Origin of the sequence: Streptomyces sichuanensis, from assembly GCF_020328095.1 — a bacterium.
Classification (GTDB): domain Bacteria; phylum Actinomycetota; class Actinomycetes; order Streptomycetales; family Streptomycetaceae; genus Streptomyces; species Streptomyces cinnamoneus.
This window is the reverse complement of record NZ_JAIXMK010000103.1, coordinates 1-12,698: the sequence shown is the minus strand read 5'-3', so window position 1 is coordinate 12,698 and position 12,698 is coordinate 1. Positions and strand designations below refer to the sequence as shown.

16 protein-coding genes are annotated in these 12,698 nt (G+C 71.1%); 11 read left to right on the top strand and 5 right to left on the bottom strand.

The genetic code is table 11. From position 1 onward, the window contains the following. Positions 1-133: 133 nt before the first annotated feature. Both LE181_RS24835 and LE181_RS24830 read right to left on the bottom strand, forming a co-directional pair. Positions 134-844, bottom strand: coding sequence for a transglycosylase SLT domain-containing protein (locus LE181_RS24835; protein ID WP_225663715.1), 711 nt, complete (start codon positions 842-844; stop codon positions 134-136). 360 nt (positions 845-1,204) lie between these two features. After that, positions 1,205-1,903: a nitroreductase family protein gene (locus LE181_RS24830; protein WP_225663714.1), complete on the bottom strand. Its 699-nt coding sequence runs from the start codon at positions 1,901-1,903 to the stop codon at positions 1,205-1,207. 103 nt (positions 1,904-2,006) lie between these two features. Between LE181_RS24830 and LE181_RS24825 the strand changes: the two genes are divergently transcribed. The 4 genes from LE181_RS24825 to LE181_RS24810 all read left to right on the top strand — a co-directional run bounded on the left by LE181_RS24825 (position 2,007) and on the right by LE181_RS24810 (position 4,785). After that, positions 2,007-3,152 (top strand): GAF domain-containing sensor histidine kinase, encoded by a 1,146-nt coding sequence (locus LE181_RS24825; protein WP_225663713.1) that lies wholly within the window; start codon positions 2,007-2,009, stop codon positions 3,150-3,152. Then, positions 3,145-3,795, top strand: coding sequence for a response regulator (locus LE181_RS24820; RefSeq protein WP_308103350.1), 651 nt, complete (start codon positions 3,145-3,147; stop codon positions 3,793-3,795). Before LE181_RS24825 ends, LE181_RS24820 begins: the two co-directional genes overlap by 8 nt. 177 nt (positions 3,796-3,972) lie before the next feature. Next, complete coding sequence (locus tag LE181_RS24815; RefSeq protein ID WP_225663712.1) at positions 3,973-4,218, top strand: chaplin; 246 nt, start codon at positions 3,973-3,975, stop codon at positions 4,216-4,218. Positions 4,219-4,407: 189 nt separating this feature from the next. Continuing rightward, on the top strand, positions 4,408-4,785 hold the full coding sequence (locus LE181_RS24810) for a chaplin (protein WP_225663711.1): 378 nt from the start codon (positions 4,408-4,410) through the stop codon (positions 4,783-4,785). Between the two features lie 102 nt (positions 4,786-4,887). Here LE181_RS24810 and LE181_RS24805 read toward each other — a convergent pair whose 3' ends face one another. Beyond that, positions 4,888-5,694, bottom strand: a complete 807-nt coding sequence (locus LE181_RS24805) for an Rv1486c family protein (protein WP_225663710.1) — start codon at positions 5,692-5,694, stop codon at positions 4,888-4,890. A 92-nt stretch (positions 5,695-5,786) separates the two neighbouring features. Here LE181_RS24805 and LE181_RS24800 point away from each other — a divergent pair, with 92 nt between their 5' ends. The 4 genes from LE181_RS24800 to LE181_RS24785 all read left to right on the top strand — a co-directional run bounded on the left by LE181_RS24800 (position 5,787) and on the right by LE181_RS24785 (position 9,086). After that, positions 5,787-6,596, top strand: coding sequence for an ABC transporter ATP-binding protein (locus tag LE181_RS24800; RefSeq protein WP_225663709.1), 810 nt, complete (start codon positions 5,787-5,789; stop codon positions 6,594-6,596). 70 nt (positions 6,597-6,666) lie between these two features. After that, on the top strand, positions 6,667-7,089 hold the full coding sequence (locus LE181_RS24795; RefSeq protein ID WP_225663708.1) for an NfeD family protein: 423 nt from the start codon (positions 6,667-6,669) through the stop codon (positions 7,087-7,089). Positions 7,090-7,259: 170 nt separating this feature from the next. Continuing rightward, entirely contained in the window at positions 7,260-8,207 is a 948-nt protein-coding gene (locus LE181_RS24790) for an SPFH domain-containing protein (RefSeq protein WP_225663707.1), read from the top strand. Between the two features lie 105 nt (positions 8,208-8,312). After that, positions 8,313-9,086, top strand: a complete 774-nt coding sequence (locus LE181_RS24785) for a sulfite exporter TauE/SafE family protein (RefSeq protein WP_225663706.1) — start codon at positions 8,313-8,315, stop codon at positions 9,084-9,086. A 268-nt stretch (positions 9,087-9,354) separates the two neighbouring features. Here the strand turns inward: LE181_RS24785 and LE181_RS24780 are convergent, their stop codons facing one another. Continuing rightward, positions 9,355-9,894, bottom strand: a complete 540-nt coding sequence (locus LE181_RS24780) for a YbhB/YbcL family Raf kinase inhibitor-like protein (RefSeq protein WP_225663716.1) — start codon at positions 9,892-9,894, stop codon at positions 9,355-9,357. 172 nt (positions 9,895-10,066) lie between these two features. Here LE181_RS24780 and LE181_RS24775 point away from each other — a divergent pair, with 172 nt between their 5' ends. Together LE181_RS24775 and LE181_RS24770 are read left to right on the top strand one after the other, a co-directional pair. Continuing rightward, a complete protein-coding gene (locus LE181_RS24775) occupies positions 10,067-10,465 on the top strand; it encodes a guanyl-specific ribonuclease (protein ID WP_225663705.1) in 399 nt (132 codons plus the stop codon). Beyond that, complete coding sequence (locus LE181_RS24770) at positions 10,462-10,893, top strand: barstar family protein (RefSeq protein ID WP_225663704.1); 432 nt, start codon at positions 10,462-10,464, stop codon at positions 10,891-10,893. Before LE181_RS24775 ends, LE181_RS24770 begins: the two co-directional genes overlap by 4 nt. 74 nt (positions 10,894-10,967) lie before the next feature. Here LE181_RS24770 and LE181_RS24765 read toward each other — a convergent pair whose 3' ends face one another. Further along, positions 10,968-11,750 carry a sporulation protein gene (locus tag LE181_RS24765; RefSeq protein ID WP_225663703.1) on the bottom strand — a complete coding sequence of 261 codons (783 nt, stop codon included), beginning with the start codon at positions 11,748-11,750 and terminating at the stop codon, positions 10,968-10,970. Between the two features lie 55 nt (positions 11,751-11,805). On the opposite strand from LE181_RS24765, the gene LE181_RS24760 reads away from it, so the two are divergent. Then, positions 11,806-12,468, top strand: coding sequence for a DNA-3-methyladenine glycosylase (locus LE181_RS24760; RefSeq protein ID WP_225663702.1), 663 nt, complete (start codon positions 11,806-11,808; stop codon positions 12,466-12,468). The last annotated feature ends 230 nt before the right edge of the window (positions 12,469-12,698 follow it).

Here is a 12,698-nt window from a genome sequence, read left to right as displayed (position 1 = left end):
CGCCACGAGCCCGAGGTCATGCGCAAGTAGCGGGCCATGCATGGATATGCCGCAGGGCGGCACCCGGTCCCGGGTGCCGCCCTGCGGCATATGTGCTGGTCACAGCCTTGATCAGAGGCCGGTACGAGCTCCTTTAGTACGCCGAGTTGACGTTGTCCATGGAGCCGTAGACCTTCCACGCGTAGTTGCACGCGGCGGTGATGTTGGCGACCGGGTCGTAGATGTCCCAGGACGTGCCCTCGACGTGGTACGCCTTGAAGGTCGGGTCGATCACCTGGAGCAGGCCCTTGGAGGGGATGCCCTTGGCGGCGTTGGAGTCCCAGAGGTTGATGGCCTTGGGGTTGCCGGTCGACTCCCGCATGATGTTGCGGTAGATGCCGTCGTACGAGCCGGGGATGCCCTTGGCCTTCATGATGTCCAGCGACTGCTTGATCCAGCCGTCGAGGTTGTTGGCGTAGGTCTTGGGGGCGGGAGCCGGAGCGGGCGCGGCCGCGACGGGCTTGCGCTCCTGGGACCGGCTCGCGGCCTCCTTCTCGGCGCGCTCCTTGTCGGCCTTCGCCTTGGCGGCGGCCTCGGCCTCGGCCTTCTTCTTGGCCTCGGCGTCGGCCTTGGCCTTCTTGGCGGCGTTGTCCGACTGCTTGGTCAGCTCGCCCTGCTGGGTCTCCCCGAAGGCCGTGGCGTTCCAGGCCACCGGCTTGACGGCGACGTTCTTCTGCTCGGCGTCGGCGGAGCCGCCGGGGACGACGGCGAAGGCCAGGGCGGCGACGCCTGCCGCGGCGATGCCGGCGGCGGAGAACTTGTGGGTCTTGGTGAGACGGCTATAACCGGAGATGGGGGAGCGCATCTTGAGCTGAACCTCTTCCAATCGCTTGAGTCGCAGTGGCCCTGATCGGCGCGGAAAAAGCGCCGCGTCGATCGACGGCGCCCTGCGGCTGGGCAATTGTTAGCGGCTGCAAAAACATGTGGCAAAGGTGTCTCGTACTAAGCGGCTTCGTTGTGCGTCCCGGGACGAAGGTCCCGCACAAAGGGCCCCGTCCCTGCTCGGAGCGAGGCTTATGGGCGCTTTACGGCTCCACTAGGCGGCTTCGTACGTGATGTGCGTCCCATGAGCGGGCTCACACCGGGGAGCTGCGATGCTCACCCGGTGTGGCCGCTCCGGTGCAGAGCGTTTGCGATCCAAAACGATCGTGGACGGGGGTGGGGCTCAGATCTCCACCAGCACCTGATCCAGGCTCTTGCGCACCAGGTCCGGCACCTCGCAGTCGGGGGCCGGATACCCCACCGGGACGACCGCGAACGCCTTCTCGTTCACCGGCCGGCCCAGCACCTCCGACAGGAACCGCATCGGGCTCGGCGTGTGCACCAGCGCCGCCAGCCCCGACAGGTGCAGCGCGGACAGCAGCATCCCGACCGCGATGCCCACCGACTCGTCCACGTAGTAGTGCTTGCGCCGCTCCCCGCCCTCACCCAGCCAGTAGCGCTGCTGAAAGACCACGATCAGCGCCGGGGCGTCCGTCAGGTGCGGCTTGACCTCGTCCGTCCCCAGCGGCCGCAGCGCCGCCAGCCACTCCTCGCCCAGCCGCCCGTCGTAGGAGATCCGCTCCTCTTCCTCCGCCGCCCGCCGGATGCGCCGCCGCACCGCGGGGTCCTTGACGAGGACGAACGTCCACGGCTGCTGGTGCGCCCCGGAGGGCGCCGTGGCGGCACACGCGATGGCGTCCCGCACCACCTGCTCGGGCACCGGGTCGGAGGAGAACCGCCGCACGGTCCGCCGGCCGCCCATCCGCTCCCGCAGCTCGGCGGCGCGGGCGAGCGACTCCGCGGCGGGCATCCGTGCGGGCCGGTAGGGCACGGGCCGGTAGGGCTCGCCGTGCGTGGGCGTCCACTGCATTGGTATAGACATGCCGGGAGTCTGCCCACGGGCCGACCGGCCTAGGCCCGAGGACCGACGTCCCGGCCGCCCCGGGCCCGATCCCCGCCCGGGCACCGCTCGGTACGGTGATCCCATGACCAACGGCCCCCGCTCCGGCCTGACGGCCGTGAGCACCGCACTCCTCGCCATGAGCCGGCACCTGGAGGTGCGCGACGTCCTCCACACCATCGTCGTCTCGGCCCGCGAGCTCCTCGACGCCGAGTACGCGGCCCTCGGTGTCCCCGACGACCACGGGGGCTTCGCCCAGTTCGTCGTCGACGGCATCGACGACGAGGAGTGGAAGGCCATCGGCCCGCTGCCCCGGCAGCACGGCATCCTCGCCGCGATGCTCCAGGAGGCCACCCCGCAGCGCCTCGGCGACGTCCGCAAGGACCCCCGCTTCGAGGGCTGGCCGGCCGCCCACCCGGAGATGAGCGACTTCATCGGCATGCCCGTCGCCGACGGCGACGAGATCCTCGGGGCCCTCTTCCTCGCCAACAAGAACTGCCCCAAGCCGGCCGGCGGCTGCGCCTTCACCCCCGAGGACGAGCAGCTCCTCGGCGTCCTCGCCCAGCACGCCGCCATAGCGCTGACCAACGCCCGGCTCTACGAGCGCAGCCGCGAGCTGACCATCGCCGGCGAGCGCGCCCGCCTCGCCCACGAGCTGCACGACGCCGTCTCCCAGAAGCTGTTCTCGCTGCGCCTGACCGCCCAGGCCGCCACCGCCCTCGTCGACCGCGACCCCGCCCGCGCCAAGGACGAACTGCACCAGGTCGCCCGGCTCGCCGCCGAGGCCGCCGACGAGCTGAGCGCCGCCGTGGTGGAGCTGCGCCCCGCCGGCCTCGACGAGGACGGCCTCGTCGCCACCCTGCGCACCCAGATCAAGGTCCTCGACCGCGCGCACGCCGCCCGCGTCACCTTCGACGCCCAGGGCGTACGGGCCCTGCCGGCCGCGCAGGAGGAGGCGCTGCTGCGCGTGGCGCAGGAGGCCCTGCACAACGCCCTGCGCCACTCCGGCGCCGGCGCCGTGACCGTCACCCTCTCCCGCCGCGGCCAGGGCGCTGCCCTGCGCGTGAGCGACGACGGGTGCGGCTTCAGGCCCTCCGCCGTCCGCCGGGCCGGCCGCCACCTGGGCCTGGTGTCCATGCGGGACCGCGCGAGCGGCGTCGGCGGCAGACTCAGGGTCGTCTCGGAGCCCGGAAAGGGCACCACGATCGAAATGGAGGTGCCCGGTGGCTGAGAACCGCGTGATCAAGGTGCTGCTGGTGGACGACCACCAGGTGGTCCGCAGGGGCCTGCGCACCTTCCTGGAGGTCCAGGACGACATCGAGGTGGTGGGGGAGGCCGCCGACGGCGCCGAGGGCGTCGCGTGCGCCGAGGAGCTGCGCCCGGACGTCGTCCTCATGGACGTGAAGATGCCCGGCACGGACGGCATCGAGGCGCTGCGCAGGCTCCGGGAGCTGGCCAACCCGGCCCGGGTGCTGATCGTCACGAGCTTCACCGAGCAGCGCACGGTGATCCCCGCCCTGCGGGCCGGTGCGGCCGGCTACGTCTACAAGGACGTGGACCCGGACGCCCTCGCCGGGGCCATCAGGTCCGTGCACGCCGGGCACGTCCTGCTGCAGCCGGAGGTGGCCGAGGCCCTGCTGTCCCAGGACGACACGGGCGGCGGGGGCCAGGGCAGGGGCAACGCGCTCACCGAGCGGGAGCGCGAGGTGCTCGCCCTGATCGCGGACGGCCGCTCCAACCGGGAGATCGCCCGGGCGCTGGTGCTGTCCGAGAAGACCGTCAAGACGCACGTGTCGAACATCCTGATGAAGCTCGACCTCGCCGACCGCACCCAGGCGGCGCTGTGGGCCGTCCGCCAGGGCATCGGCGCCTGAGACCGGGGGCCCGGGGGCGGTTGCGGAACGTCGCGTTCTGATCAGAGATTCATGCGGTCGTGTGATAAGCCGCCTGACGGCGCAACCCGAATGGCCCTGGCCCGTTTTCCATGGCGTAACCGCGGCGGCTGGCCGTGGCGACGCTCTGGCAGAACACTCAGGAAGGTCACAGGAAGAGTGAAGAACATGAAGAAGGCCGCTGCTGTCACGCTCGCCGTGGGCGGTCTCGCCCTCGCCGGCGCCGGTGCCGCCTCCGCGCACGGCGGGCACGGCGCGGACGGCGTGGCGAAGAACTCGCCTGGTGTCGTCTCCGGCAACGTCGTCCAGGTTCCCGTCGAGGTCCCGGTCAACGTCTGCGGCAACACCATCAGCGTGGTCGGCCTGTTCAACACGGCGGCCGGCAACACCTGCGTCAACGAGTAATCAGCACTTCCTCACCCCGAGGTGCGGTCGGCTCCGCTCCGGCGGAGCCGACGTTCGAGGGTGATCAATCGTCCGAATGAGGGCAAAAACCGCCGATGGCCGTGCCATCGGCGGTGCATTGGCGTTCATACGTGTGCAGGGCCCGCGGCAGGGCCCGACCAGGTCAGTCATCAAAAGGAAGACCACCACATGAACACTGCCAAGAAGGCCGCCCTCGCTCTGGCCGCCGCAGGTGTCGCCGTTAGCGCCTCCGTCGTGCCCGCCGTCGCCAGCGACGACGACTTCGGCGGAGCTCTGGCCTCCGGCGTCGCGAAGGGCTCCCCGGGCGTCGTGTCGGGCAATGTCATCCAGGTGCCGATCGACATCCCGATCAACATCTGCGGGAACACCATCGACATCATCGCCCTGCTCAACCCCACCTTCGGGAACACCTGCATCAACGGCGACGTGAAGGGGCGCGAGGAGCACCACGAGTTCGAGCACCACCACAGCAGTCACGAACGCGGCCACCACGACGACCACGGTCACCACGACGGCGGCCACCACCACCACGAGGGTGGCCACTAAGGACTGACGCTCCGCGCCCCCGAGGGGGCGTACGAGCGCACAGGGGAAGGCCCCGTGGACCGCGCGGTCCACGGGGCCTTCCCGTCCCCGGCGCCGGTGCCGTCAGCCCCGGCGCCGGTCCCGCTCCTCCACGATCGCGTTGTACGCCGCCACCTGTGCCCGCCGGGCCGTGCGCTCCACCGGCCGCAGCGCCGCCGCCCGCGCAGCGATCTCCGACGCGCTCACCGCGCCGCCGTGCTCCCGGCCCTCGCGGTCCCCGGGCTCGTACGCGATCGCGATCAGCGCCCCGACCCGCTGCGCCAGCTCCAGCACCCGCACCGCTCGCGGCGGGTAACCCGGCGCCAGCACCTCCCGGCCCCGCTCGGCCCGCGCCCGGTACGCCTCCAGCGCAGCCTGGGCCACCGGCCCCGAACCGGCCACGTCCAGCCGGGTGAGCACCTCGGTCGCGTCCCGCAGTGCCTCCGCCAGCTCCCGCTCGGCCTCCGACAGCGACGGCACGTCCGCCGGGGCGGCCTCCCGCACGGGCAGGCAGTGCCACACCACCTCCACGTGCACATCGCCCTCGGGCCCGGCCTCGTGCACCTCCGGCACGAGCCCCAGCGCGGCGCCCTGGGCGATCACCGCTTCCCCGGCCTCCAGGGCGCGCGCGTTGAACTCCGGGGGCCCGCTCAGCCCCAGGGGGTGCCCCGGAGCGGGGAGCGCCAGCCGGAGCCCGCTCGCCCCGAGCGCCCGCAACCGGCCCAGGGCCAGGGTCAGCCCCACCGGACCCGACTCGCCGGGCAGACCGGCGACACGGTGGACCGCGTCACGTCCGGTGATGTGGTGCGCCGCGTCATCCGGGGCGACAAATCCGGCAAGCAGTGCATTTCCCCACGCAGTGAGCCGTCCTGAGCGATGTTCATCGAGCATGGCCCCCAGCCTAAGGACTGGCTCCGATGACCGGTGGCGTAGGTTTTTCCTTGGGGGCTGCGCCGACAGGCGCAAGCGACGACGCGACTGCAATGGGAGACAACGCGCTCATGAGCGATGTGCTGGAACTGGTGGACGTATCCGTGGTCCGCGAGGGCCGGGCTCTGGTGGACCAGGTCTCCTGGTCGGTCAAGGAGGGCGAGCGCTGGGTGATCCTCGGCCCCAACGGCGCCGGCAAGACCACCCTCCTCAATGTCGCCTCCAGCTACCTCTTCCCGACCAAGGGCACCGCCCGGATCCTCGGCGAGAAGCTCGGCGCCGTCGACGTCTTCGAGCTGCGCCCGCGCATCGGCATGGCCGGCATCGCGCTCGCCGACAAGCTGCCGCGCAGCCAGACCGTCCTGCAGACCGTGCTGACCGCCGCCTACGGCATGACGGCCACCTGGCAGGAGGACTACGAGGACGTCGACGAGCAGCGCGCCCGTGCCTTCCTCGACGTCCTCGGCATGACCGAGTACCTGGACCGCAAGTTCGGCACCCTCTCCGAGGGCGAGCGCAAGCGCACCCTCATCGCCCGCGCGATGATGACCGACCCCGAGCTGCTGATGCTCGACGAGCCCGCCGCCGGCCTCGACCTCGGCGGCCGCGAGGACCTCGTGCGCCGCCTCGGCCGGCTCGCCCGCGACCCGCTCGCCCCCTCGATGGTCATGGTCACCCACCACGTCGAGGAGATCGCCCCCGGCTTCACCCACGTCCTGATGATCCGTCAGGGCAAGGTGCTCGCGGCCGGCCCCCTGGAGCTCGAACTCACCTCCCGCAACCTTTCCCACTGCTTCGGCCTGCCCCTGGTCGTCGAGCGCCGCGGCGACCGCTGGACCGCCCAGGGCCTGCCGATGGCCTGACGGGCCGGGGGCAGAGCCGCGCCCCCCGGCGCCCTGTCCCCGGGGCGGCCCACGCCCCTACCATGACCATGTGGACACATGGGTGTGGTGGCTCGTGGCCGCCGTCGGGCTGGGCATTCCCCTGGTCGTCACCGCGATGCCGGAGTTCGGCATGTTCGCGGTCGGCGCCGTCGCCGCCGCGATCACGGCGGCCCTGCACGGCGGCATGGTGGCCCAGGTCGTGGTCTTCGCCGTCGTCTCCGTCGCCCTCATCGCGGTCGTGCGCCCGATCGCCAACCGGCAGCGCTCCCGCCGGCCCGAGCACAAGTCGGGCATCGACGCCCTCAGGGGCCGCCAGGCCGTCGTCCTGGAGCGGGTCGACGGCAGCGGCGGCCGCATCAAGCTGGCCGGGGAGATCTGGTCCGCGCGCGCCCTCGACGAGGAGCGCGCCTACGAGGTGGGGCAGCACGTGGACGTCGTCGAGATCGACGGCGCGACGGCCGTCGTGATGTGAAGGCCGAAACCGTCGCCATGTGGACGAGTCGGCCTCAACGGCTGCACGCCGGCACCGGCTTCTGAAAGACTCCACCACGACGATCAACCACCGGCGACCGGCGGTCACCGCCGCGATCGACGACAGGCCCGATCACCACAACGACAACGGCACGGGGAGCTGGAGCCACGATGGAACCGATCATCATCGTCCTGATCATCCTGGTGGTGCTCGTCTTCATCGCCCTCATGAAGACGGTGCAGGTCATCCCACAGGCCAGCGCCGCCATCGTCGAGCGCTTCGGCCGCTACACCCGCACCCTCAACGCGGGCCTGAACATCGTCGTCCCGTTCATCGACTCCATCCGCAACCGCATCGACCTCCGCGAGCAGGTCGTGCCGTTCCCGCCGCAGCCGGTGATCACCCAGGACAACCTCGTCGTCAACATCGACACCGTCATCTACTACCAGGTGACCGACGCCCGCGCGGCGACCTACGAGGTCTCCAGCTTCATCCAGGCCATCGAGCAGCTCACCGTCACCACCCTGCGCAACATCATCGGCGGCATGGACCTGGAGCGGACCCTCACCTCCCGCGAGGAGATCAACGCCGCCCTCCGCGGCGTCCTGGACGAGGCCACCGGCAAGTGGGGCATCCGCGTCAACCGCGTCGAGCTCAAGGCCATCGAGCCGCCCACCTCCATCCAGGACTCGATGGAGAAGCAGATGCGCGCCGACCGCGACAAGCGCGCCGCGATCCTCACCGCCGAGGGCATCCGCCAGTCGCAGATCCTCACCGCCGAGGGCGAGAAGCAGTCCGCGATCCTGCGCGCCGAGGGCGAGGCCCGCGCCGCCGCCCTCCGCGCCGAGGGCGAGGCCCAGGCGATCCGCACGGTCTTCGAGTCCATCCACGCCGGCGACGCCGACGAGAAGCTGCTCGCCTACCAGTACCTCCAGATGCTCCCGAAGATCGCCGAGGGCGACGCCAACAAGCTCTGGATCGTCCCCAGCGAAATCGGCGACGCCCTCAAGGGACTCAGCGGCGCCGTCGGCAACTTCGGCCCCATGACCGGCGGCGGAGGCGGCGGCACCAAGCCCCCGAAGGAGAGCCCGCGCCGCGAGCGGCCCACCATCGACTGAGCCGCCCACGCGCCCTCGCCTGTTCAGGCTTGATCCATCTCATGCATGATCGGTGCGGCCCCCCGACCTCTGACGGCGGGGAGGCGACACACTGACCTGAAGGAGATGGCCTTGTCCATCTGGGAAGCACTCGCGGTCCTCGCCGCCGGCGTCGGCGCGGGCACCATCAACACCATCGTCGGCTCGGGCACCCTCTTCACCTTCCCGGTGCTCCTCGCCACCGGACTGCCCCCGATCACCGCCAACGTCTCCAACACCCTCGGCCTCGTACCGGGCAACATCAGCGGCGCCATCGGATACCGCCACGAACTGGGCGGCCAGCGACGCCGCGTCATCCGCTTCGGCATCGTCGGCCTCATCGGCGGCCTGGCCGGCGCGATCCTCCTGCTCGCCCTCCCGTCGAAGGCGTTCGACGCGATCGTGCCCGTCCTCATCGCCCTCGCCCTCGTCCTGGTCGTCCTGCAGCCCCGGCTCGCCCGCGCCCTCGCCCGCCGCCGCGAGCGCAACGGCACCGCGGCCCCCAGCGACGGCGGCCCCGCCCTCCTCGCCGGACTGCTCGTCGCCAGCGCCTACGGCGGCTACTTCGGCGCCGCCCAGGGCGTCATGTACCTCTCCCTCATGGGCGTCCTGCTCAACGACGAACTCCAGCGCATCAACGCCCTCAAGAACGTCATCGGCGTCGTCGTCAACAGCGTCGCGGCGCTCTTGTTCGTCTTTGTCGCCGACGTCGACTGGACGGCCGTCCTGCTCATCGCCGTCGGCTCCACCGTCGGCGGCCAGATAGGCGCCAGGATCGGCCGCCGCCTCTCGCCCACCGTCCTGCGCGGCGTCATCGTCGCCGTCGGCATCGTGGCGATCGTTCAGATGCTGCTCAAGTAAGAGCCGGAAGGGGGGTAACGCTCCGGGCCCTTCCCCCGTGGACACACGGGCCCGGAGCGTTCGGCGACAGACGCGGCCACCCGGCACCCAGGCCGGCCTCCGGCAGACGGCCGGCGCACACGCGCCCCGCCGCCCCCGCCACTGCGGTGTCTGCCACCCGACGGCCATGCGGAGCCGCCGGTCAAGCACCACCACTGTGCGATCCGGGAGCGGCGGGACGCAACGGAATTTCCGGTCGCCACGGCGCGCCTGACGGGGCGTACGGACCTCAGCCCGCGGCCGGCGCCTCGTACTCGCCGATCAGCTGCGCCCGCGCCAGCGCGTGGAAGCGCAGGTGGAAGCCCACCACCGCCGGCGTGGCGTCCGCATCCGGACCCAGCTTCTCCTGGTCCACCGCGTACACCGTGAACACGTACCGGTGCGGCCCGTCCCCGGGCGGCGGCGCGGCGCCGCCGAAGTCCCGCGTCCCATAGTCGTTGCGCACGTGCACCGCGCCCTCGGGAAGCCCCTTCATGTCACCGCTGCCGGCACCGGTGGGAAGCTCGGTCACCGTCGCCGGGATGTCGAACAGCACCCAGTGCCAGAACCCGCTGCCCGTCGGTGCGTCCGGGTCGAAACACGTCACGGCGAAGCTCTTCGTCTCCGGGGGGAAGCCGTCCCAGCGCAGCTCGGGCGAGACGTTCCCCCCGGCATACACCTGATCGTCCTTCAGCTTCGCGCCCAGCGCCACGTCATCGCTCACCACGGCGAATGAGGGCACCGGCGGATGAAAATCGTGGGGCAGCGGTCGTCGCTTCTGCTCGGACACGTCGGACACTGGGACACCTCCAGTACGCGCGGACAGATGAAAGCGCCAGCCTAACGAGGGCACGCCGGTACGGACTGCGACCATAGGGAGTGTGCTTCATGTACTTCGGCAAAAAGGACGACAACCACCGCGACGGCACGGAACGGAACACCGACGACCGGCGAGCCGTCTCATGCGCGCGCTGACCGTCCTGCTGACCGCCCTGCCCCTCCTGCTCCTTCCCGCATGCTCCCCGGGGAACCAGAAGACGGAGAAGAACCCCTCCGCCACGGTGCCCTCCTGGGCGAAGGGCATGAAGACCGTCACCGAGGACCGGCTGCCCCCCGAGGCCCGCCGTACCCTCGAACTCATCGCCGCGGGCGGCCCCTTCCCCTACGAGAAGGACGGCTCCGTCTTCGGCAACCACGAGAACCGGCTCCCCCGGCAGGCCCGCGGCTACTACCACGAGTACACCGTCCCCACCCCCGGCTCCCGCAACCGCGGCGCCCGACGCATCATCACCGGGGAACACGCCGAACGCTTCTACACCAGCGACCACTACCAGACCTTCGAAGCGGTGGTGCACCCATGACCGGCCTGCTGCCCGCCCCCGGACTCCCCGGCGTCCTCGAGGGCTCCACACCCCCCGGCGTCTACCGCCTTCCCCCCACCGACGCCCCCTCGGACGTCATGGCGCTCGCCGCCCGAGCCGAATGGAAAGGGGCCCGGCTACGGCTCGACGGCGTCCACGACAAGGCTGCCTTCCTCGCCCGCTGTGCCGCCGACCTGGACTTCCCCGACTGGTTCGGCCACAACTGGGACGCCCTCGCCGACTGCCTCACCGACCTCTCCTGGTGGCGGGAGACCGGCCACCTGCGCGGCGTCCTGCTGCTGGCGGAGGACTGGGACACCTTCCGCAAGGGCGCCCCGGCCGACGCCCGCACGGCAGAGACCATCCTCGGCGAGGCCGTCGACTTCTGGTCCGGCAAGGACGCGCCGCTGACGGTGCTGCTGAGCTGAGGGAAGCGTGGGACCCCTGTGCAGGGGTCCCACGACCGTCCCCCGGAGAGACACGCCGCTCCCATAGAGGGGGATCAGAACCAGTTGCGCTTCCCGCCGACCTCGGCGAGCCACTGGTTCAGGTACGCCGCCCAGTCGGTCTGCGCGTACGCCTGCAGGTCCACCGTGAACGACCGGTAGGTGTCGCTGCCCGAGCCGAACATCCCCGGCTTCTTGTCCATCTCCAGCACGACGTCCATCTCACGGCCGTCCGCGACGAACGACAGCTCGACCTCGTTCAGCCCCCGGTACTGCGACGGGGCGTGGAACTCGATCTCCTGGTAGAAGGGCAGCCGCTGCCGCGTCCCGCTGATGTGCCCCTTTTCGAGGTCGGCGCTCTTGAAGGCGAAGCCCAGCTGCCCGAAGGCGTCGAGAATGGCCTGCTGCGCCGGGATCGGGTGGACGTTCACCGGATCGAGGTCCCCGGAGTCCACGGCACGGGCGATCGCCAGGTGGGTCGTCACGCCCACGCTCATCCCCGTCAGGTGCCGGCCCAGGAAGGTCGTGATCGGCGTCTCCCAGGGAATCTCCAGCCCGAACGGCACCGAGTGCACCGCTCCCGGCTGCACCTCGAACGCCCCACCGAGCTGGACGCGCGTGAACTCGACGTCCTGCTTGTACTCGCCGTCCTCGCCCTCCACCTCGACCCGGGCCTGCAGCCCCACGGAGAGCCCCTCGATCTGCTGCGCGACGGTGCCGCCCTGAATGCGCACCTCACCCTGCACCACGCCACCCGGGACGACGTTCTCCTCGAACAGCACCGTCTCGACGGACGCGCCACCCGCACCGAGGCTCGCCATGAGCTTCTTGAAAACCACTGCGCTCTTCCTCCCCGGACCCGCCTTCCGGGTCCTTCCAGTACGCTCGACCGGCATGATTGCCGCGCCTGACCGTATGCCACTCGCCCGGGAGTTCTTCGACCGTCCCGTCCTGGAGGTCGCCCCCGAGCTCCTCGGCCGCACACTCGTCCGGACGAGCCCCGAGGGACAGATCGAGCTCCGCATCACCGAGGTCGAGGCATACGCGGGCGAGGCCGACCCCGGATCCCACGCCTACCGCGGCCGCACGGAGCGGAACGCCTCGATGTTCGGGCCGCCCGGCCACGCCTACGTCTACTTCATCTACGGCATGTGGTTCAGCCTCAACCTCGTCTGCGGCCCCGAAGGGACCGCCAGCGGCGTGCTGCTCCGGGGCGGCGAGGTGATCAAGGGCGTCGACCTCGCCCGCGAGCGCCGCCCGAAGGCCCGCCGCGACCACGAGCTGGCCCAGGGACCGGCGCGCCTCGCCACGGCCCTCGACGTGGACCGCGCACTGAACGGCACGGACGTGTGCGCCGGCCCCGGCGCCCCGCTGTCGGTCCTGGAGGGCACCCCCGTCCCGGCCCGCCGGGTGCGGAGAGGCCCCCGTACGGGCGTCGGCGGCGAGGGCGCGATCCACCCCTGGCGCTTCTGGACGGACGGCGACCCGACGGTCAGTCCCTACCGCGCCCACGTCCCGCGGGACAGGAGTAAGGGCAGGCCGCAGGCAGGTGCTTGACTCCTGAGCCGCGAGGCCCTAACGTAGGCAAGCCGCTGGAGACGGGCAGCGCTGCGAGCGCGTACCGATCGGCGGCAACAACCACTACTGCAGAGACTTCCCGAATCGGGCTCTCTTTCGCTGCGCCTTCGGTGCGTCGAAAAGAGAACGAGGACCGGCTCGATTAGGAGCCGCAAGGGAAATCCGCTAACGTAGTGGACACGCCGGAAGGCGCGAAACAAACCCCGCTC

Coding starts and splice junctions, on each gene's coding strand:
- LE181_RS24825 (WP_225663713.1), top strand. CDS start 2,007: ATGACCAACGGCCCCCGCTCCGGCCTGACGGCCGTGAGCACCGCACTC.
- LE181_RS24760 (WP_225663702.1), top strand. CDS start 11,806: ATGATTGCCGCGCCTGACCGTATGCCACTCGCCCGGGAGTTCTTCGAC.
- LE181_RS24800 (WP_225663709.1), top strand. CDS start 5,787: ATGGGAGACAACGCGCTCATGAGCGATGTGCTGGAACTGGTGGACGTA.
- LE181_RS24830 (WP_225663714.1), bottom strand. CDS start 1,903: ATGTCTATACCAATGCAGTGGACGCCCACGCACGGCGAGCCCTACCGG.
- LE181_RS24805 (WP_225663710.1), bottom strand. CDS start 5,694: ATGCTCGATGAACATCGCTCAGGACGGCTCACTGCGTGGGGAAATGCA.
- LE181_RS24835 (WP_225663715.1), bottom strand. CDS start 844: ATGCGCTCCCCCATCTCCGGTTATAGCCGTCTCACCAAGACCCACAAG.
- LE181_RS24770 (WP_225663704.1), top strand. CDS start 10,462: ATGACCGGCCTGCTGCCCGCCCCCGGACTCCCCGGCGTCCTCGAGGGC.
- LE181_RS24790 (WP_225663707.1), top strand. CDS start 7,260: ATGGAACCGATCATCATCGTCCTGATCATCCTGGTGGTGCTCGTCTTC.
- LE181_RS24810 (WP_225663711.1), top strand. CDS start 4,408: ATGAACACTGCCAAGAAGGCCGCCCTCGCTCTGGCCGCCGCAGGTGTC.
- LE181_RS24775 (WP_225663705.1), top strand. CDS start 10,067: ATGCGCGCGCTGACCGTCCTGCTGACCGCCCTGCCCCTCCTGCTCCTT.
- LE181_RS24785 (WP_225663706.1), top strand. CDS start 8,313: ATGGCCTTGTCCATCTGGGAAGCACTCGCGGTCCTCGCCGCCGGCGTC.